This is a genomic window from Streptomyces griseicoloratus (assembly GCF_014534645.1).
Lineage (GTDB): Bacteria > Actinomycetota > Actinomycetes > Streptomycetales > Streptomycetaceae > Streptomyces > Streptomyces griseicoloratus.
Window position 1 is genome coordinate 61279 of record NZ_JACVQF010000190.1, and the last position, 19888, is coordinate 81166.

Genomic DNA, 19888 nt, shown 5'->3' on the forward strand with positions numbered 1-19888 from the left:
GTGAAAGACCCGTCCAAGGGCGGGCAGAAACGATCTGCCGAAGGGGTTTGCGGGCCCGGAAGAGGGCACAGCGGCTGGAAGGCCCCGGGACCAGCCTCTATGATCGGCACACTTTCCTGCACGGACAGAGATCGAGGCACTGCGGGAGCGAGCGGTGAGCGGAACGTCCGAAGGGCCGGCGCCCGCGGCAGACCTCGACCGGTCAGCCGTCACAGACAGTGACATCGACCTGGCTCCTCGTACGGAGCCCCCGACCTATCGCTCGGTGTTCACGGCGGCCCCGCTCGCCATGGCCGTCGTGGACCGCGAGGGCCTGGTCGTCAGCGCCAACGAGACGCTGGGCACCCTGCTCGGCACCGACCCCGGCGCGCTGGCCGGCTGCCCCGCGGCCGACCTCGTGGACCTCGCCTCCGACGCCGGCACCTGGCACGCCTACCGCGAGGTGCTGCGCGGCCGCCAGACCCGGCTGCGCTGCACCCGGCGCCTGAAGCGGACCGACGGACAGTCCCTGTGGACCCAGGTCACCGTGGCGCCGCTGGCCGGGGACACGCCGGGGCTGCTGCTGTCCGTCGCCGACATCAGCGCCCGGCGCGAACTCCAGGCCCGGCTGCGCCACCTGCAGATGCACGACCCGGTGACCCGGCTGCCCAACCGCGCCCTGTTCTTCGAGCGCCTGACGGCCGCGCTGGACGCGGAGACCGGCGAGCGCGGCGGCACCGGCCGGATCGGCCTGTGCTACCTGGACCTGGACGGTTTCAAGGCCATCAACGACACCCTCGGCCACCGCGTCGGCGACCGGCTGCTGGCCGCCGTGGCCGAACGCCTCACCCGCTGCGCCGAGGAGGCCGGTCACACCCGGGCCGGGGCCCCGCTCGTGGCCAGGCTCGGCGGCGACGAGTTCGCCCTGCTGGTGACCGACTCCACGGGCACCGACCAGCTCGCCGAACTCGCCGAGTCGGTGCTGGCCGCGCTCCAGGCGCCCTTCGACCTCTCCGGCCGCCGCCTGTCGGTGACCGCCTCCGTCGGCGTCGTCGAGCGCCACACCGCCGGGACGACGCCCACCGCCCTGATGCAGGCGGCGGACACGACCCTGTACTGGGCCAAGGCCGACGGCAGGGCCCGCTGGACGCTCTTCGACCCGGAGCGCAACGCCCACCGCATGACCCGCCAGGCCCTCGCCTCCACCCTCCGTCCGGCCATCGAGCGCGGGGAGTTCGCGCTGGAGTACCAGCCGCTGGTGGGCATGGAGGACGGCCGTGTGCGCGGTGTCGAGGCGTTGATCCGCTGGAATCATCCTCAGTTCGGCGTACTTGCGCCGAATCGGTTCATCGCACTGGCGGAGGAGGACGGCTCGATCGTTCCCCTGGGCCGCTGGATCCTGCGCACCGCCTGCCGCCAGGCCCGCCGCTGGCAGCTCGACCACCCCGACGAGCCGCCGATCTTCGTCAGCGTCAACGTCGCGGTGCGCCAGGTGTGGGACTCCGACCTGGTCGCCGACGTGGCACGGACCCTGGAGGAGACGGGCCTCGCACCGCACCTGCTGCAACTGGAGCTGACGGAGTCGGCCGTGATGGGCTCGGCGGGCCGCCCGCTGCAGGCCCTGAAGGCGCTCAGCGACATGGGCGTGCACATCGCCATCGACGACTTCGGCACCGGCTACTCCAACCTCGCCTACCTGAGCCGGCTGCCGGTGTCGGTGCTGAAACTGGACGGCGCCTTCGTCCGGGGCTTCCAGTACGACGGCCGGGACACCGAGCGGGACGCCGCCGACGACGTGGCGAGCCCGGCGGACGAGGTCATCGTCGAGGCGATGGTCCAGCTCGCCCACCGGCTCGGGCTGACCGTCACCGCGGAGTGCGTGGAGACCTCCGACCAGGCGTCCCGGCTGCGCCGCATCGGCTGCGACACCGGGCAGGGCTGGCTCTACTCCCGTCCGGTGTCGCCGGACCGCATCTCCGAGCTGCTGGGCAGCAGCCCGGGGGCCGGGGTTCAGGCGGCCGTCGGGAACCCGTAGGCGTCGGCGATCAGCTCGTAGGAGCGCAGGCGCACGTCACCGCTGTGGGCGTTGGCGGTCAGCATCAGCTCGTCCGCGCCGGTGCGCTTCTGCAGTTCGTCCAGGCCGGCCCGGACCTCGTCGGCGGTCCCGTGGACGACGTTGGAGTTCCAGGAGTCGACGAACTCCCGCTCCATGGGGCTGAAGTCGTACGCCTCCGCCTCCTCGGGCGTCGGCACGAGCCCCGGACGCCCGGTGCGCAGCCGGACCATGTTCAGCGCGGCGGCCATGATCTGCCGGCGGGCCTCCTTCTCGTCGTCCGTCGCGAGCGCGGAGACCCCGATGAGGGCGTAGGGCGCGTCGAGCACGGCGGACGGCCGGAAGGACTCCCGGTAGAGGTCCAGCGCCGGGATGGTGTTCTGCGCCGAGAAGTGGTGGGCGAAGGCGAAGGGCAGACCGAGGGTGCCGGCCAGCCGGGCGCTGAAGCCGGAGGAGCCCAGCAGCCAGACCGGCGGGCGGTGCGCGGACTGGACGCCGCCGGGGGAGGTGGCCTGGACCGGACCGGGCACGGCGTGGATACGGGCGTAGGGGTGCCCGTCGGGGAAGTCGTCGTCCAGGAACCGGATCAGCTCCATGAGCTGCTGCGGGAAGTCGTCGGCGCCTTCGTTCAGGCGGTCGGTCCGGCGCAGGGCGGCGGCGGTGGCCCCGTCCGTGCCGGGCGCGCGGCCGAGCCCGAGGTCGACCCGGCCGGGCGCCATGGCCTCCAGGGTCCCGAACTGCTCGGCGATGACGAGGGGCGCGTGGTTCGGCAGCATCACGCCGCCCGAGCCGAGCCGGATGCGCTCGGTGTGGGCGGCGAGGTGGGCGAGGATCACCGCGGGCGAGGAGGAGGCGACGCCGGGCATCGAGTGGTGCTCGGCGACCCAGTAGCGGTGGAAGCCGCGGGACTCCGCAAGGCGGGCGATGCCGACGCTGGTGCGCAGGGCGTCGGTGGCGGTGCGGCCGGCTCCCACGGTGACCAGGTCCAGGACGGAGAGGGGTACGGGGGCGGTGCCGTGGGCTGTGCCCCGGATCTCCTCTGCGGCGTCTGCGGCCATGGTGGGGTGCCTCCTGGGTCGGGTGTCGTTCGCCCCGTGTCAACAGGAGGTGGGGGGTGATTATTCCTGGTCCCGTGTTCCCCCTCGTTCACTTCCGCTGCGGTGCTGCTTCATGCCTCGTTCAGTTGTTGACGAGGTTCTGGCGCCCTGGTCGGCCCGGTGGGCGGATTGGGGAGATTTGGGCTCTGGACAGTGTCTCCATGATCGGTTTCCATGATGTGAACCGACGGGTTTCCAGGGGGAGCTGAGAACCCGTGAGGCCGATGTTTCGCATACGGGGATGCCGGGTTCTTCGGCGGGGGGTGAGCGGCCATCAGCGCAGCAATGCGTGAATTCTTGTCCTTACGTTTCACTGCGACCTTGCCTCGGGTGCCCGAACGCACCGGAGGACGCGTATCGCCATTGGTTCCTTCTGAGTCGGCGGCCGTCCCGGTCCGTGGTCTCCGCATGCCACGTGCAGCCGTTTTCCGGCCGGCCGGCCGGAACCGACGAGTAGGACTGTGATGCGGAAGAGACTCGTACGACACGCACTGGGTGCCGTGGCGGCCGCCGCCCTCGCCTGGTCGGCGATCGCCTGGGGACCGTCGGCCGCCACCGCGACGTCCGGCGGCTCCGCCGCCGCGGCGGTTCCCGTCGCCGGCGAAGCGCCCGGTTACGCCGTCGAGGACTTCAACTACCCCGGGGCCGACAAGATCCAGGGCTTCACCCTGAAGCGGGGCGACGGCCACATCGTCCTGGCCACCTGCGGCAGCGCGACCGGCCTGCTGGAGGTCTGGTCCAGCGAACTGCCCGAGCGGGTCTGCTTCCGGGTCACGGGCGACTCCGGCTTCCTGACCCTGGAGATGCCCGCGGTCTTCAGCATCAGGGGCAACGACTACACGACGCAGGTCGACATGACGGTCGACGACACCCGCACGACGTACGACATCGACAAGAACATCTGGAACGCCGTGGGTGAGAGCACCGACGGGCGCACCGCCGCGCTCGTCGAGATCCGGACCTCGAAGTAGGCCGCGCCGATGCCCACGAGAACCACGCGCCGCGCCGCGCCGGACGCGGCCCCGCTCCTGCTGAAGCCGCACACCGGGGCCTTCTCGGTGGGCCCGTCCGACGCCACCACCGTCACCGACGCCGGCGTCGCGGGCGTCAACGGGGCCTCGGCGGCCGGTGACGGCTGCGGCACCGAGGTGGCCGGCGTGAGCGCCGCGCCGGACGCGCCCGGGAGCGCCGGGACGGTGCTGCCGGCGGTCGGCGTGCCCGGCGAGCGGACGCTCCCGCTCCCGGCCGGACGCGGCGCCGCCCACGCCCTGCCGTGGCCGGACGCTCCGGTCGGCACCGGCGCCACGGTGACGGCCCTTCAGCCGGGCCTGGGCCTCGGGGGCCTGCCCGTGGCCGGTGCGACCTTCGGCGCGGCGATGCGCTGACCCGCCGCCGGCGCCGGCCCGGGAAGGCCCGTACGTCCCGGGCTCCGCACCTCGCGCACGACGGCCCGCGACGCCGGACGGACCGTCGCGGAGCCCTGACGGGTTCCGGCCCGTAGCCCCACGGTCCCGCCCCACGGTGCCGGGACCGGCACGACCGCACACCCAGGGCCCGTGCCCCGCGTACGGGCGCTCACGGACGACAGCCGCCCGCGTGAGCGCCCGCCCGGACACGTGCCCGGCCGACACACGCCCCTGTCCGGCGGTCCGCCGCAGCCGCGCCGCCGGACACCGACCCCGAAGGACCATGGTGAACACCACCTACTGGAGCAGACGGCGCGTCCTCGGAGCCTTCGCGGCCACCGCGGCCGTCGCCGCCACGTCGAGCCTCGTCCTCAGCCCCTCACCCGCCCGGGCGGTGGAGCCGGAGCCGGGCGACGACGGCGATCCCCTCGCCCTGCCGGAAACCGACCGCGCGAAGGCGGTCCGGGCCTGGCTGCTGGGCGGCAGGGCCGTCCGTGCCGCCGCCGCACTCGCGCTGACCGGTTCGGACACCGACATCCAGACCTTCCTGACGGTCGAGCTGCCCAAGGCCACGGCCGAGGACAACCGGGTCGCCGTCGCGTCCGCCCTCGCCGGTACCGGGAAGGCCACGCGCCAGGCGGCCTCGGCGGCCCTCGACAGCGGTGACGCCGCGATCGCCACCTTCCTCGACGGCGGTTTCAAGACCTCTTTCCTCGAGGACATGCGGGTCGCGACCTCGACCGTCATGAGCACCGGCGGCAAGTCCGTCGTACGCGAGGGCTCCGCCGCCCTGGACGTGAACACCGCGGAGGCCCTGGAGGGCTACCTGCTCGACGGCCAGTACACCGCGCGTCTGCAGGACATGCGGGTCGAGGTGGCGTCGCTCATGGTGGGGGCCGGTCCGGAGGTGCAGAAGTACGCCTCGCGGGCCCTGGACGGCACCGGGTCGGACGTCGAGTGGTTCCTCGAGACCGGCCAGCACATCGCCCGCGCCCGCGACCAGGAGGCCGCCACGATCGCGGAGCTCGTCGCGGTCGTCCAGCGCGAGGGCAAGAAGGCGGACGCGAAGACCAAGGAGGCCGAGGAGGCCTCCGCCCGTGCGGTGGAGGCCGCGGCGAAGGCCAAGGAAGCGGCGGAGAAGGCCGCGGCCGAGGCCCAGGCGGCACAGGACGACGTGGTCAAGTCCGGCAGGGCGGCCCGCAAGGCGGCCGAGGCCGCGACCGGTGCGGCCGACTCGGCCCGGGTGGCGATCCGCGCCTCGCACGCCGCGGTGCAGGCCTCCCGCCGCGCCGCCTACGCCGCCACCGCCGCGAGCCAGGCCGCCGCCAGCGCCGGCTCCGCCGCCTCCCGGGCGTACCGGGCCGCCATCGCCGCGTCCAAGGACGCCTCCCAGGCGTCGGCGGCGAAGAACGCCGCCGTCGCCGCCCGCAACGCCGCGGCCAAGGCCCGCACCGCGGCCACGGCCGCCGACCACGCCGCCACCGCCTCGATCCAGGCCGCGAGCGCGGGCTCCGCGGCCGCCTCCGCCGCCCGCAACGCCGCCGCCGCCGCGAACGCCTCCGCGGCGGCCGCCGCGGCCGCCGGCGCGGCGCAGGCCCAGGCCGCGGAGGCCAAGCGGCAGGCGCAGATCGCCGGCAGCAACGCGGCGATCGCCACCAACGCCGCCGGGACGGCGCAGGCCCTGGCGAACGCGGCGGCCACGGCGGCGGCCACCGCGCGCGACGCCGCGAACAGCGCGGCCGGTCATGCGGAGAAGGCCGCCGACGCCGCCGAGTGGGCCGCGCAGTACGCGGGCCAGGCCGTGGAGTACGCGAAGAAGTCCACCGAGTTCGCCAACGAGGCCACCAAGGCCGCGAACAACGCCACCGAGGCCGTCACCAAGGCGGTCGAGGTGGAGGAGCAGGCGCGGAACGCCGAATGGCAGCGGCTGGACGAGGAAATGCGGCTCGCGATGGAGGAGTGCCGCCTGCTCGCCCAGATCGAGGAGCAGGACAAGGAGGAACTGGCGGAGAAGCGCACCCAGCAGGCGCAGACCGACCAGGCCACCAAGGACCTGCTCGCCCGGGCCGAGGAGGCGCTGCGGTCCGGCGACACGGGCCTGGCCGCGACCCTCGGCCGCAAGGCCGCCATGGCGTTCATGGACTCCCACGGCACCTGGTCGCGGGAGGCCGCGCGGTTCGCGCTGTGCGGGACGGACGCCGACGTCCACACCTGGATCGACGCCGACCGGCTGCTCGCCCAGCAGCAGGACGACCGGGAGACCGCCCTCTACCTGGCGCAGACCGTGCTCAGCCCCGACGTCGCCGAGGCGGCGGCGGCCGCGCTGGCGGACGACGCCGCGGACGCCGGTACGAGGTTCCTGAGCACCGGTCTGATGACGGCCGCGGCGATGGACAACCGGGTCGCGGTCGCCTCCATCCTCGCCGGCAACCCCGGCACGGCGGTGACGAAGGCGGCGAACGACGCGCTGGACGCGGGCACCCCCGAGGCCCTGCACGAGTTCTTCTCCGTCACCTACGAGGCCGCGCAGCAGCAGGACGACGCGGTCGCCGTCGCCACCCTGCTGGCCACCGCGGGCCCCTACACCAAGGCCTACGCCCAGGCCGCGATGGAGGGCCCGGCGTGGATGCGCCGCAACTTCGTCGCCTCGGTGCAGTACAAGACCGCGCAGCTCGACCACGACTCCGCCACCCACATCGCCGCAATGCGGGGTGCGATCGCCGCCGCCGCGAAGGTGGCGCAGAAGGCCCAGGAGGACGCCGCCCGGGCCCAGGAGGCGGCGGCGAAGGCGCGCAACGCCGCCTCCGAGGCGGTGGAGTGGGCGAACAAGGCCCAGGACGCGGCCCAGCGGGCCGCCGACCACGCCCAGGAGGCGGACGCGAACGCGGACGCCGCCGAGCAGTCCGCGCGGCAGGCGCAGGCGTCCGCCGACCGGGCCAAGCAGGCCGCCGCGACCGCGCGCACGGCGGCACGCTCGGCGAACCACTCCGCCAACCGGGCCGTGGACGCCGCCCGCCGTGCCTCCGCCTCCGCCAACGCGGCCCAGGCGTCGGCCACGTCGGCCCGCGCCTCCGCCATCCAGGCCGGCCAGGACGCACGGGCGGCCGCCGCCGCCGCGAGCGAGGCGCACCGGATCGCCACGGCCAAGCGGGAAGCGGAGATCCTGGCGGCCGCCAGAGCGGCGGCGCAGGCCGCGCGGGAGGCCAAGGAGTCCGGCACGAACCCGGCCGACACCGCCGAGAACGACACCGTCAAGGACGGCCTTCCGTGGTGGAAGGAGGGCTCGCGGTGGCTGGCGAACGCGACCAACTTCCTCAGCATCGGCACCGGGTTCCTGTCCGCCCTGGCCGGCGGGGTCGCTCTGGTCTTCCCGCCCGCGGCGCCGATCGCGCTCCCCCTGGGCGCCGGCCTCGGCTGGGCCTCCCTCGGTTTCGCCGGTCTGAACGTGGTGTTCACCGGCATCGGCTGGGGTTTCGGCAGCAGCGAGTTCATGTCGTCCCTGGAGAGCGCCGCCCTGGGCCTGGCCACCTTCGGCCAGTCCAAGTGGCTGGGGGCGATCAGCGACCTGCGGCCCGATCTGCTGACGCCGGTGGCGTCGAGGATCACCCAGTTCGGCAACGACCTCATCTCCCCGATCACCAGCACCATCTCGTCGTGGGACTCCCTGTTCGACTGGTAGGCCACTGACACCCCCGGAGGACACCGTCATGCTCGCGCGGCTTCCCCTCGGCGTGCCGCTGCTGATGGCAGCGGGCGCCACCCTGCTCCTCTGCCTCGCCGCGCAGAGGTGGTTCAGGCCGCGCGGGCGGACGGTGGCGAAGCTGGCGCTCGTCTCCGCCGGGTGCTGCCTGGGCATGGTCGTGACGGGCGCGGTCCAGAGGGACTGGAGCGTCGCGCAGATGCTGATCCTCTACTCGTTCACCTTGGCCGGGGCCCTGATCGGCCTCTTCCCTTCCAGAAGGCTGCTTGCCGCCTTCGCCGAGGAGTCACGCCGAGGGGTGCGCCGGGACCGGTACCACCTGCCCGTCCGGCACCAGGCGGCCTTCTACGGCGCGGTGATCCTGATGGGCCTGCTGGCGTTCGTGCTGGCGACCTGAATTCGGTAACGCAAGAGAATGGGTACGCACATGAGAAGGAAATACGGCGCCTGGGTCGCCGGCATGCTGGTGGCGGCCGGGACGCTCGTCGCCGCCCCGGCCGAGGCGGCCGTGGGCGACGCGGTCGCCGACGGGGCCAGACCCTACGTCGCGAAGATCGAGATCGGGGACACCGAGCGCGCCTGCTCCGGCGCCCTGATCGAGCAGCGGTGGGTGGTCACGGCGGCGAGCTGCTTCGTCGACGACCCCGCCCAGTACGCGTCGGTCGCGGCGGGCGCGCCCGCTCTGCCGGCCAAGGTCACCGTCGGGCGCACCGACCTGAGCACGACGACCGGCCAGGTGCGCGACGTGGTCGAGCTGGTCCCCCGTCCCGACCGGGACCTCGTGCTGGCGAGGCTGTCCTCGCCGGTGTGGGGCATCACCCCCGTCGCGCTCGGTTCCCGGGCCCCCGTCGACGGCGAGGCGCTGACCGTCGCGGGCTACGGCCGTACCGCGAACGAGTGGGTGCCCGACCGGCTGCACGCCGGGTCGTTCACCGTGACCGGCACCCGGGGCGCGGAACTGGACATCGACAGCCAGGACGCCTCGGTCTGCATGGGCGACGCGGGCGGCCCGGCGGTCCGGGCCGGCGCGGAGGGCGATGAGCTGGTCGCCGTCAGCAGCCGTTCCTGGCAGGGCGGATGCTTCGGTTCCGACGAGACCCGCCGCGCCGCCGTCGAGACCCGCCTGGACGACATCACGGACTGGATCGCCACCCGGGTGGCCCGCTGGTCCCTGAAGGCGCAGGCGACCGGCACGTACGTCTCCGCCGAGCTGAACGCCACCGGTGACCAGGCGGGCAGGCTGCGGGCGCGCGCCGCCGACGCGGCCGGGGGCTGGGAGCAGTTCACGCTCCACACCCGCGACGGCGGCACGACCGTGGCGCTCCGTTCCGTGGCCAACGGCCTGTTCGTCTCGACCGAGGTGAACCGGACCGGCGCCTACGAGGCGATGCTGCGGGCCCGCTCCGAGTCCGTGGCCGGCAGCTGGGAGCTGTTCACGCTGGTCCCGCAGGGCAGCCAGTACGCCCTGCGGTCCTCGGCGAACGGCAAGTACGTCGTCGCCGAGGCCAACTACACCGGCGAGGACACCGGTCTGCTGCGGGCCCGCTCGACCAGTGTCGCCGGCGGCTGGGAGCGCTTCACGCTCCAGCACGCCGACAACCTCCGCGTCGCGGGTGCCGCCCCGGCGGGGCCGACTCCCCTGCCCCTGGGCTGATCCGCCGACCGCACGGCAGGCGGCCCCGAGGCGCCGGGTGCGCTCGGGGCCGCTTCTGCGGTATGATCAATCTGCCCGGTCCGGAGAGAACTCCCGGCCAGTGGCAGTGCGTTGGTGGTCCAAGGAAAGACGCCCCGCTTCCTGCGGGGAGATGCAGGTGCAAGGCCTGCCCGGCGCTCGATCAGAACCCCGGTTCCGCATCAGTGGGACCGGGGTTCTCGCGCGTTCCGTGCCCTCACACCTGCACGATCGGCTCCCGCGTGAACAGCGCGCCCAGTTCCGGCGCGTTCACCCGGCGGTCCGCCAGGCGCAGCGCCTCCCAGACCGTGACCTGGTTCGCCGTCAGGACCGGCTTGGCCAGTTCCTTCTCCAGCGCCGGGATGTGTGCCGCCGTGTGCAGTGCCGTGTCGGGCAGGAGGATCGCCTCCGCCTCCGGGTGGTCGGCCGCGCGGGCCAGCGCCAGGACCTCCGGCTCACCCCACGTGCCGACCTCGGCCGCCGTCACGATGCCCGAGCTGCGGACGCCGACGACCTCCACACCGGCCGCGCGCAGGAAGTCCGCGAAGAGCCCGGCCACGTCCTCGGGGTACGTCGCCCCGATCGCGACCCGGCGCACCTCCAGCTCGCGGAGGGCGTGGACGAAGGCGAAGGAGGTCGAGGAGGCCGGCATGCCCGCCGCTGCCGCCAGCGCGCGCACCTGCTGCTGGGCGCCCTCCCAGCCGTGCACGAAGCTGCCGCTGGTGCACGCCCACACCACGGCCTCGGCACCGGCGTGCCGCAGTTCCTGGACGCCCGCCGCGAGCCGCTGCTCCGAGCCCATCTCGCGCAGGGCGTCGACGCGGTGGGCGTCCTCGCCGATGTCGGTGTGCACCAGGTCCACCCGGATGTCGCTGCCCAGGAGCTGCTCGATGCGCGGGTAGTCGTCCTCGCCGGAGTGGCCCGGGTACAGGAATCCCAGTGCTGTCATGTCCACCCTTCCTGCTGCTGCTCGTCTTCGGGCAGTCCCGGAACGCCGGGTGCTCCCGGAACCTCCGGCATCACGGGACCGGGCCGTGCCGCCGGGTCGATCAGCGCCTGGTACGGCCCCACAGCACGGGTACCCAATCGGCGCAGCGCCGCCCACATCGTCACTTGGTTGGCCGAGATCACCGGGATGCGCAGCTCGGCCTCCAGCTGCGGGATGACGTCGTAGGTCGGAAGGTTGGTGCAGGAGATGAACAGGGCGTCCGCGTCCCCCTGGCGCCGTACCGCCCGGCGTGCCATGTCGGCGACCTCGCGGTACGGGACCTTCCAGATGTGCCGGGTCAGGCCCATGAAGGCGCGGCCGGTGACGGTGACACCGCCCTGGCCGACGTACTCCTCCAGGGCCCGCGTGACGGAGACCGTGTACGGCGTCACCAGCGCCACCCGGCCCGCGCCCAGCTCGGCCAGGGCCTCCAGCAGGGCGCCCGAGGTGGTCACGGCCGGGGTCCCGCCGGCACGGGTCATCGCCGCGCACATCGCCCGTTCGCCGGCGAGACCGCCGACGAAGCTGCCCGAGGTGCAGGCGTAGGCGAGGACCTCGGGGGCGATGGCGTTCAGGGTCCGGGTGGCCTCCTCCAGCGTCTCGTGCTCGCTGACCAGACGGGCCAGGTCGAGACCGACCTCGACGGGCACGTACGGCGTTCTTGTCATGTGCAGGGATACCTCGGCGGGCACCCAGCGCCACAGCTCGCGGTCCAGCGCGAAGTCGAAGGGGGCGACGACACCGATCCCGCGTTGCGGGGCGGGTCCACCGAGAAAGGAGATGTCCATGGCAGGCACCGGCCTCACTCTGGGAGAGGGGAGGACAACGCACCGGACGGCCGTGTTGACGACGGTAGGTTCCGGTGCGAGCGTGGTCAATCCGCCCACGTCACCAGCCGGTCGGTCCGTCGCCGGCGCCCGCGTCGGCAGCCGGCCGGCCACCTTGCGGCGGGCCGCGCCGCACCGTCCCCGGCCCCTTCTGCTCCGGAGAAACGCCTGCCGATGACCGCCCCCGGCCCCTCCCCCACGCTCCTCGTCCTCGACGCCGAGCCCCGTCCCCGTCTCGGCCGGCTGGCCGGACGTGCCCGGATCGAGTACGCGGACGAGTCCCGCCTCGCCGAGCGGCTGCCGCACGCGGACGTCCTGCTGGTGTGGGACTTCACCTCGCACGCGGTGCGCAGGGCGTGGCCGGGCGGCGGCCCGCGGCCGGGCTGGGTGCACACGGCGAGCGCGGGCGTGGACCACCTGATGTGCCCGGAACTCGCCGACTCCGACACGGTGGTCACGAACGCGCGCGGCGTCTTCGACCAGCCCATCGCCGAGTACGTGGCCGCCCTCGTGCTGGCGATGGCCAAGGACCTGCCGCGGACGCTGGAGCTCCAGCGGGAGCGGAGCTGGCGGCACCGGGAGTCGCAGCGGGTGGCCGGGACGCGTGCCTGTGTGGTCGGCTCGGGCCCGATCGGCCGGGCGATCGGCCGCACGCTCTCGGCGCTCGGCGTCACCACCGCCGTGGTCGGCCGTACGCCGCGCGCGGACGTCCACGGCCCGGACGACCTCGACCGGCTGCTGGCCCGCGCCGACTGGGTGATCGCCGCGGCGCCGCTCACCGAGGACACGCGGGGCATGTTCGACGCCCGCCGGTTCGCCCTGATGCAGCCCTCCGCCCGGTTCGTCAACGTCGGGCGGGGGCAGCTCGTGGCCGAGGACGCGCTCGCCGAGGCGCTGGCCGGGCGCCGGATCGCGGGGGCGGCCCTGGACGTCTTCGCGGACGAGCCGCTGCCCGCCGGCAGCCCGCTGTGGGGGGCTCCCGGGCTGATCGTCTCCCCGCACATGAGCGGTGACACGGTCGGCTGGCGGGACGAGCTGGGGGCGCAGTTCGTGGAGTTGTACGAGTGCTGGGCGGCGGGCCGTCCGCTGCCGAACGTGGTCGACAAGAAGCGTGGGTACGTACCCGGACACTGACGTCCCTGGGAGGGTGCATGACCGACCTCACCGAGCTGACCGCGGTCCAGCTCGTCGACGGTTACCGCAAGGGTGAGTTCAGCCCCGTGGAGGTGACCCGGGCCGCCCTGGAGCGGGCCGGGCGGATCCAGCCGGAGGTGAACGCGTTCGTCCGGCTCACCGCCGAGGAGGCGACGGAGCGGGCCCGCGAGTCGGCGGGGCGGTGGCGGCGCGGGGAGCCGTGCGGGCTGCTGGACGGGGTGCCGGTGACGGTCAAGGACATCCTCCTCATGCGCGGGCATCCGACCCTGCGCGGCTCCCGGGCCGTCTCGCCGGACGGCCCCTGGGACGAGGACGCCCCGTCCGTGGCCCGGCTGCGCGAGCACGGTGCCGTCTTCCTGGGCAAGACGACGACGCCCGAGTACGGCTGGAAGGGCGTGACCGACTCGCCGCTGTCCGGGGTGACCCGCAACCCGTACGACCCCACGCGCACCTCCGGCGGGTCGAGCGGGGGCGCGGCGGCGGCCGTGGCGCTGGGCGCGGGGCCGCTGGCGCTCGGCACGGACGGCGGCGGCAGCGTGCGGATCCCCGCCTCCTTCTGCGGGATCTTCGGCCTGAAGCCGACGTACGGCCGGGTCCCGCTCTACCCGGCGAGCGCCTTCGGCACCCTGGCGCACGTGGGCCCGATGACGCGCGACGCGGCGGACGCGGCGCTGCTGCTGGACGTGATCGGCGTGCCGGACGCCCGCGACTGGTCGGCGCTCGGCCCGGCGCCCGGTTCGTACACCGATGCCCTCGCCGGCGGGGTACGGGGGCTGCGGGTGGCGTACTCGCCGACGCTCGGCGGGCAGGTGGCGGTGCGCCCGGCGGTGGCGACGGCGGTGCGGCGGGCGGTGGAGCGGCTGGCGGAGCTGGGCGCGTACGTGACGGAGGCCGATCCGGACTTCGCCGAACCGGTGGACGCCTTCCACACGCTGTGGTTCAGCGGGGCGGCGCGGGTGGTGCAGCGGCTCGGTCCGCGGCAGCGGGCGGTGCTCGATCCGGGGCTGCGGGAGATCTGCGCGGCCGGGGCGCGGTACTCGGCGCTGGACTACCTGGCCGCGGTGGACGTCCGCATGGAGCTGGGCCGCCGGATGGGCGCCTTCCACGAGTCGTACGACCTGCTGGTCACGCCGACGTTGCCGATCACCGCCTTCGAGGCGGGGGCCGAGGTGCCGAAGGGCTCGGGGCACCGGCGGTGGACCGGGTGGACGCCGTTCACGTACCCGTTCAACCTGACCCAGCAGCCGGCGGCGTCCGTGCCGGTCGGCACCGACGGGGAGGGGCTGCCGGTCGGGCTGCAGCTCGTGGCGGCCCGGCACCGGGACGACCTCGTCCTGCGGGCCGCGCACGCGCTGTTCGAGGCCGGCGCCACCGGGCCCCGTCTCACGCCCGGCGGAAGCTGAGGGTCTCGCCCTCGGCGCCGGAGCGCCACAGGTCGTTGCAGGCGTCGGCCATGGCGTCCAGCCCCTCGACGACCCGGCCCCAGACGATGCCGGGCACCCAGCCGACGTCGCCGTTGAGCAGCAGGTTGTTGCGCTCGTAGAACAGGGCCAGGTCGACCAGGGTCGTGCCCGGGCGGACCTCGCGGTCGTAGCCGTACGCCTTGGTTCCCAACTCGGCACCCGAGAAGGCGAAATAGCACAGGTCGCCCGGAATGGGAGTAACCGTCGGGTTCTCCAACGGTGGTTCGGATGTCGCGAAGGGCGGGAAAAGGGCGTAGATCTCGTTACGGGCGTATTTGGCGTGATACACCTCGCCGGCCAGCGGGAGCGCGTCCCAGACGGCGTTACAGGTGACCGGGGCCCGGTCGTCGAGCAGTTGGGCCGTGCAGGTGACGGCGCGTTTGACCAGCGAGACTTCGATGCAGCGATCGGCCATGCCCTCCATGGCAGTGCCCGGCGCGGCCGCGGTCAAGGGCGCCGTGCCGTCGTACCGGACGGAAAAAGACCGGCATAACTTGCATGCCTTCGGGTAGCCGCGCGCCCATGGCTCCACCACACAGAACCCTCCTACGGGGAATATCCGGCCACACATCCGGACCCACACGCCGGTCGCTGCTCGCGGGGGTCGCGGCGCTCGGCGCGCTGGGGGCCGCCGGCTGCTCGCGCGTGGCGTCGGCCTCGAACGTGGAAGGCGGTGACCTGCTCGACCGGCTCAGGGCGCAGGGCGTCGCGCGGCTCGGCATCGCGGGGGAGATCCCCTTCGGGTACATCAGCAAGGACGGTGAGCTGACCGGCGAGGCGCCGGAGCTGGCGAAGGTCATCTTCAAGCGGCTCGGCGTGGACCGGGTGCAGCCGGTGCCGACGGAGTTCGGCTCCCTCATCCCCGGCCTGGCCTCGCAGCAGTTCGACGTCGTGGCCGCGGGGATGTACATCAACCCCGACCGCTGCGAACAGGTCATCTTCTCCGACCCGGACTACCAGATGCTCGACTCCTTCATCGTCCGCAAGGGCAATCCGATGGGGCTGCGCGACTACCGGGACGTCGTGGAGAAGAAGGCCAGGTTCGCGACCGGCACCGGATACGCCGAGATCCAGTACGCGGTGGAGGCCGGGTACGAGGAGGGCGACATCCTGATCGTGCCCGACCAGGTGGCCGGCCTGAACGCCGTCGAGGCCGGGCGCGTGGACGTCTTCGCGGGGACCGCGCTGACCACCCGTGAGGTGGTGAAGAAGTCCGCCAAGGCCGAGGTGACCGAGCCGTTCAAGCCGATCGTGGACGGTGAACCGCACGTCGACGGGGGCGGCTTCGCCTTCCGGCCGACCGAGACGAAGCTGCGGGACGCCTTCAACGCCGAGCTGGCGAAGCTGAAGGAGAGCGGCGAACTGCTCCGCATCCTGAGGCCCTTCGGGTTCACCGAGGCCGAGATGACCGATCTGACCGCGAAGGAGCTGTGCGGCGGATGACATCGGGACTGTGGGAACTCGTCCTCCAGGGCGTCTGGGTCACGATCCAGCTGCTCGTCCTCAGCGCGCTGCTGGCGACGGCGGTCTCCTTCGTGGTCGGCGTCGCGCGCACGCACCGGCTGTGGATCGTCCGCTTCCTCGCGGGCTTCTACACCGAGGTGTTCCGCGGCACCTCCGCGCTGGTGATGATCTTCTGGGTGTTCTTCGTGCTGCCCCCGGCCTTCGGCTGGCAGCTGGTGCCGCTGTGGGCGGGCACGCTGGCGCTGGGGCTGACCTACGGGGCGTACGGCGCGGAGATCGTGCGCGGTGCGCTGGTCGCCGTCGACCCGGCGCAGAAGGAGGGCGGCATCGCGCTCAGCTTCACGCCCTGGCAGCGGATGCGGCTGATCCTGCTGCCGCAGGCGGTGCCGGAGATGATCCCGCCCTTCTCCAACCTGCTGGTCGAACTGCTCAAGGGCACCGCCCTGGTGTCGATCATGGGCATGGGCGATCTGGCGTTCAGCGGGAACCTGGTGCGGCTCGCGCTGCAGGAGAGCGCGGAGATCTACACGTACATCCTGCTGATCTACTTCGTGATCGCCTTCCTGCTCACGCGGGTGATGCGCGGTCTGGAGAAGAAGCTGAAGGCGGGCGTCGGGAAGACGGCGCCGAAGAGCGGGACGGTCACTCCTGAGCCGGCCGGGATCGGGGGTGCCCGGTGAACTGGGACTGGAACGCGGTGTCCGAGTTCATGCCGCACTTCTGGGACGGGCTGCTGGTCACCCTGCAGATCCTGGTCCTCGGCTCGGCGATCTCCTTCGCCCTGGGGCTGGTGTGGGCCCTGCTGATGCGGGTGCCCTCCCGCTGGGTGACCTGGCCGGTCGGGGTGGTCACGGAGTTCGTCCGCAACACCCCGCTGCTGGTGCAGCTGTTCTTCCTCTTCTACGTGCTGCCCGAGTGGAACGTGACGTTCTCGGCGCTGACCACGGGCGTGGTCGGCATCGGACTGCACTACTCGACGTACACGATGCAGGTCTACCGGGCCGGCATCGAGGCGGTGCCGGTCGGCCAGTGGGAGGCCGCGACGGCGCTGAACCTGCCGCTGCGGCGGACGTGGACCGCGGTGATCCTGCCGCAGGCCGTCCGCCGGGTGGTGCCCGCCCTCGGCAACTACGTGATCTCCATGCTGAAGGACACGCCGCTGCTGATGGCGATCACGGTGCTGGAGATGCTCGGCGAGGCGCGGCTGTTCTCCCAGCAGAACTTCCAGTTCACCGAGCCGCTGACGGTGATCGGCGTGGCCTTCATCGTCATCTCCTACCTGGCCTCCCTTGCCCTGCGAGCCCTGGAGCGACGCCTTGTCCACTGACACCCTCCCCAACCCGGAGAAGAGCCCCGAGAAGCCGGCCGGCGAGCTGATCCGCCTGGAGCAGGTCACCAAGCGGTTCGGGGACAACACCGTCCTCGACCACCTCGACTTCTCCGTGGCCGCCGGCAAGCACGTCACCCTGATCGGGCCGTCCGGGTCGGGCAAGACCACGATCCTGCGGCTGCTGATGACCCTGCTCAAGCCCGACGAGGGCACGATCACCGTCGACGGGCAGCAGCTGTTCCCGGCGAACGAGAAGCAGCGCCGCGAGGTCCGCAAGCAGATCGGGATGGTGTTCCAGCAGTTCAACCTGTTCCCGAACATGACGGTCCTGCGCAACATCACCGAGGCGCCGGTCACCGTGCTCGGCATGTCCAGGGACGAGGCGGTGGAGCGGGCCAAGGACCTGCTCGACATGGTGGGCCTGGCCGACAAGTGCGACGCCCACCCGGCCCAGCTCTCCGGCGGCCAGCAGCAGCGGGTGGCGATCGCCCGGGCGCTGGCGATGCGGCCGAAGGTGCTGCTGCTGGACGAGGTGACCTCCGCGCTGGACCCCGAGCTGGTCGCGGGCGTCCTCGACCTGCTGCGGGACATCGCACGCAGCACGGACATCACCATGCTCTGCGTGACCCACGAGATGAACTTCGCCCGGGACATCTCGGACCAGGTGCTGATGTTCGACTCGGGCCGGGTCATCGAGGCGGGTGCGCCGGAGAAGATCTTCAGCGAGCCGGAGCACGACCGGACCCGGGAATTTCTCAGCGCGGTCCTCTGACTACCCGGCGTGCGGGCCCCAACACCCGAGGTCGGGGTGCTGGGGCCTGCCGCTGGCATATGCCAGAGTGCCGGCGCCGCAGTTGGGGGGCGCCGCAATCTCGTCAACACCCCCTCGTCATCGCCGTCTTGGCGGCTATCGTGAAGGGGATCCGCTGTCCGGATTACGGCCCTATCAGCGAGCGCAGGGGGAGACCACCGTGGCGCTGCAGCACAAGCCGACCGCGCCGCACCACTCGGCCCAGCACGCCCTGCGCGTCCTGGAGACGGTGGCGCGGCACAGCACCGGAATCACCGACACCGAGCTCGCCCGGCAGACCGGCCTCACCCGGGAGCGCCTGACCCCGCTCCTGCGGATGCTGCGCCGCGAGGGATACGTCGAGCAGGTCGCCGACGGGGCGTACGTCACGGGGGAGGCCCTGGCCCGGCTGGGTTCCGCCCACGGCCGGGAGCAGGCACAGCGCGAGAAGCTGCAGCGCACCCTGGACCGGCTGCGCGACTCGGTCGGCGCCGCCGTCTACATCAGCCGCTACGTGGACGGCGAGGTGAGCGTCACCCAGTACGCCGACAGCCCGGCCACCCCCAAGGTCAACGAGTGGGTCGACTTCCGTTTCTCGGCCCACGCCACCGCGAGCGGCAAGAGCCTGCTCACCCAGCTGGACCACGCCGGCCGCCGCGACCACCTCGCCCGGCACAAGCCGGTCCGCCTGACCTCGCGGACGATCACCAGCGACAAGGTGCTGCTGTCCCGCCTGGAGTCCCAGCCGCCCACGGTGCCCGTCCTCGACCTCCAGGAGTACGCGATCGGCACGGTCTGCGCGGCCGTCCCGATCACGGCGGGCTCCGCCGTGGGCTGTCTCGCGCTGTCGCTCCCCGTGGAGCACGCCCACCGGCTGCGCCGGGCGGCGGACACCCTGAACCGGAACGCGGCACAGGTGCTGCTGTCGCTCGCGATCTAGGGCCTGTCTGACACTTCCCGTCGCCGCCCGGAGGGCGGCCCCGCGGCGTCAGGTACCCCCTCCGGGGGAGCGTGCATGGCGTCGCGGGGCAGGCGGGAATTGTCAGTCAGGCCCTGGCCCACGCCCGGATGGTCGGGAGCACTCCCGCGGACCAGGTAGTATTTTCTTCGTCGCCGGCCGCGGGAAGCGGACGGCGGGAGTCATGCGCCGCTAGCTCAGTTGGTTAGAGCAGCTGACTCTTAATCAGCGGGTCCGGGGTTCGAGTCCCTGGCGGCGCACAGACGGAAGGGCCCCTCGCCTGCGCGAGGGGCCCTCCGCTCGTTTCAGAAGGTCACGTCCGAGCAGGCGTAGAACGCGTTGCCCGTGTCGGCGACCGTCCACACCGCGAGGATCACGTGGTGCCCGCTCAGCCCGGACGGCAGCGTGCCGCTGTGGGAGAGCGTGGCCGGCGGCTGCTTGCTGCCGTACGGCACCGTCAGGAACGGCGTGAGGTTGAGGTCGGACCGGGCCAGGTTGTGGTTCTGGTTCCAGCCCGGCTTGGTCACGTAGTACTTGAAGTCGGTCGTGGCGTGCCGGGCGGTGAACTGCCAGCGGAAGGTGTAGCTCTGCCCGCCGGTCACCTTGGTCGTCGGCCAGGCCTGGCCCGACGGCGTCTTCGGGGCGTCGAGCTGGGCGAACCCGGTGTTGCCCGCGGAACAGATCCGGCCGTCGGCCGGTCCGGCCGCCGGGAAGCCCTTCGGGCCCTCGACGCTCTGCGGCTCCCACTGGATGGCACCGCAGTTGCTGACCGTGCCGTTCTGGCACAGTTTCTGCCGGCTGACGGGCAGGTCGGTGTAGCCGTGGCCGCTGGCACCGCCGGAGGAGAGCACGAGGGCTCCGGTGGTCGCCATGCCCACCGCGGCGGCGTACAACTTGGTCCTTGTGCGCATGCTGCTGCTCCTGGGACGTGGGGGAGTTTCAGTGAGCCGTGCAGGTCTAGACCAAGTCTCAGACTATTGCCGTTAGTTGAACATGTCCATACCAA

18 protein-coding genes and 1 tRNA gene are annotated in these 19888 nt (G+C 72.8%); 14 read left to right on the forward strand and 5 right to left on the reverse strand.

The features are described 5' to 3' along the window. Nucleotides 1-154 precede the first annotated feature (154 nt). Nucleotides 155-2014, forward strand: a complete 1860-nt coding sequence (locus H0H10_RS16330; protein ID WP_188181692.1) for a putative bifunctional diguanylate cyclase/phosphodiesterase — start codon at nt 155-157, stop codon at nt 2012-2014. Here the strand turns inward: H0H10_RS16330 and H0H10_RS16335 are convergent. Further along, nucleotides 1990-3090 carry an LLM class flavin-dependent oxidoreductase gene (locus tag H0H10_RS16335; protein ID WP_188181693.1) on the reverse strand — a complete coding sequence of 367 codons (1101 nt, stop codon included), beginning with the start codon at nt 3088-3090 and terminating at the stop codon, nt 1990-1992. The genes H0H10_RS16330 and H0H10_RS16335 overlap by 25 nt on opposite strands. A 503-nt stretch (nt 3091-3593) precedes the next feature. Here H0H10_RS16335 and H0H10_RS16340 point away from each other — a divergent pair. The 5 genes from H0H10_RS16340 (at nt 3594) to H0H10_RS16360 (ending at nt 9889) form a co-directional block, all read left to right on the forward strand. Continuing rightward, a complete protein-coding gene (locus tag H0H10_RS16340; RefSeq protein ID WP_188181694.1) occupies nt 3594-4100 on the forward strand; it encodes a hypothetical protein in 507 nt (168 codons plus the stop codon). A 9-nt stretch (nt 4101-4109) separates the two neighbouring features. Continuing rightward, nucleotides 4110-4514 carry a hypothetical protein gene (locus H0H10_RS16345; protein ID WP_188181695.1) on the forward strand — a complete coding sequence of 135 codons (405 nt, stop codon included), beginning with the start codon at nt 4110-4112 and terminating at the stop codon, nt 4512-4514. Between the two features lie 304 nt (nt 4515-4818). Further along, nucleotides 4819-8214 carry an ALF repeat-containing protein gene (locus H0H10_RS16350; RefSeq protein ID WP_223179979.1) on the forward strand — a complete coding sequence of 1132 codons (3396 nt, stop codon included), beginning with the start codon at nt 4819-4821 and terminating at the stop codon, nt 8212-8214. Nucleotides 8215-8242: 28 nt separating this feature from the next. Then, entirely contained in the window at nt 8243-8632 is a 390-nt protein-coding gene (locus H0H10_RS16355) for a hypothetical protein (protein WP_188181696.1), read from the forward strand. Between the two features lie 30 nt (nt 8633-8662). Further along, nucleotides 8663-9889 carry a trypsin-like serine protease gene (locus tag H0H10_RS16360; RefSeq protein WP_188181697.1) on the forward strand — a complete coding sequence of 409 codons (1227 nt, stop codon included), beginning with the start codon at nt 8663-8665 and terminating at the stop codon, nt 9887-9889. 235 nt (nt 9890-10124) lie between these two features. Here the strand turns inward: H0H10_RS16360 and H0H10_RS16365 are convergent, their stop codons facing one another. Both H0H10_RS16365 and H0H10_RS16370 read right to left on the reverse strand, forming a co-directional pair. Beyond that, a complete protein-coding gene (locus H0H10_RS16365; RefSeq protein ID WP_188181698.1) occupies nt 10125-10856 on the reverse strand; it encodes a maleate cis-trans isomerase family protein in 732 nt (243 codons plus the stop codon). Next, nucleotides 10853-11683, reverse strand: coding sequence for a maleate cis-trans isomerase family protein (locus H0H10_RS16370; RefSeq protein ID WP_188181831.1), 831 nt, complete (start codon nt 11681-11683; stop codon nt 10853-10855). The genes H0H10_RS16365 and H0H10_RS16370 overlap by 4 nt, the downstream gene beginning before the upstream one ends. 213 nt (nt 11684-11896) lie before the next feature. Here H0H10_RS16370 and H0H10_RS16375 point away from each other — a divergent pair, with 213 nt between their 5' ends. Then, nucleotides 11897-12856, forward strand: a complete 960-nt coding sequence (locus H0H10_RS16375) for a D-2-hydroxyacid dehydrogenase (protein WP_188181699.1) — start codon at nt 11897-11899, stop codon at nt 12854-12856. Between the two features lie 17 nt (nt 12857-12873). Continuing rightward, a complete protein-coding gene (locus tag H0H10_RS16380) occupies nt 12874-14280 on the forward strand; it encodes an amidase (RefSeq protein ID WP_188181700.1) in 1407 nt (468 codons plus the stop codon). Here H0H10_RS16380 and H0H10_RS16385 read toward each other — a convergent pair. Beyond that, entirely contained in the window at nt 14261-14755 is a 495-nt protein-coding gene (locus H0H10_RS16385) for a DUF3830 family protein (RefSeq protein WP_188181701.1), read from the reverse strand. The two genes, H0H10_RS16380 and H0H10_RS16385, sit on opposite strands and share 20 nt — an antisense overlap. Nucleotides 14756-14862: 107 nt before the next feature. Here H0H10_RS16385 and ehuB point away from each other — a divergent pair, with 107 nt between their 5' ends. From ehuB to H0H10_RS16415, 6 genes are all read left to right on the forward strand, one after another. Continuing rightward, nucleotides 14863-15783 carry an ectoine/hydroxyectoine ABC transporter substrate-binding protein EhuB gene (gene ehuB / locus H0H10_RS16390; RefSeq protein ID WP_188181702.1) on the forward strand — a complete coding sequence of 307 codons (921 nt, stop codon included), beginning with the start codon at nt 14863-14865 and terminating at the stop codon, nt 15781-15783. After that, complete coding sequence (gene ehuC / locus H0H10_RS16395) at nt 15780-16484, forward strand: ectoine/hydroxyectoine ABC transporter permease subunit EhuC (RefSeq protein ID WP_188181703.1); 705 nt, start codon at nt 15780-15782, stop codon at nt 16482-16484. The genes ehuB and ehuC overlap by 4 nt, the downstream gene beginning before the upstream one ends. Beyond that, nucleotides 16481-17131 (forward strand): ectoine/hydroxyectoine ABC transporter permease subunit EhuD, encoded by a 651-nt coding sequence (ehuD, locus tag H0H10_RS16400; RefSeq protein WP_188181704.1) that lies wholly within the window; start codon nt 16481-16483, stop codon nt 17129-17131. Before ehuC ends, ehuD begins: the two co-directional genes overlap by 4 nt. Next, on the forward strand, nt 17121-17906 hold the full coding sequence (gene ehuA, locus H0H10_RS16405) for an ectoine/hydroxyectoine ABC transporter ATP-binding protein EhuA (RefSeq protein WP_188181705.1): 786 nt from the start codon (nt 17121-17123) through the stop codon (nt 17904-17906). Before ehuD ends, ehuA begins: the two co-directional genes overlap by 11 nt. A gap of 199 nt (nt 17907-18105) precedes the next feature. Beyond that, on the forward strand, nt 18106-18864 hold the full coding sequence (locus tag H0H10_RS16410) for an IclR family transcriptional regulator (protein WP_188181706.1): 759 nt from the start codon (nt 18106-18108) through the stop codon (nt 18862-18864). A 204-nt stretch (nt 18865-19068) separates the two neighbouring features. Continuing rightward, a tRNA-Lys gene (locus tag H0H10_RS16415) sits at nt 19069-19142 on the forward strand. 45 nt (nt 19143-19187) lie between these two features. On the opposite strand, the gene H0H10_RS16420 is transcribed toward H0H10_RS16415, so the two are convergent. Continuing rightward, complete coding sequence (locus tag H0H10_RS16420; protein WP_188181707.1) at nt 19188-19793, reverse strand: lytic polysaccharide monooxygenase auxiliary activity family 9 protein; 606 nt, start codon at nt 19791-19793, stop codon at nt 19188-19190. Between the last annotated feature and the right edge of the window lie 95 nt (nt 19794-19888).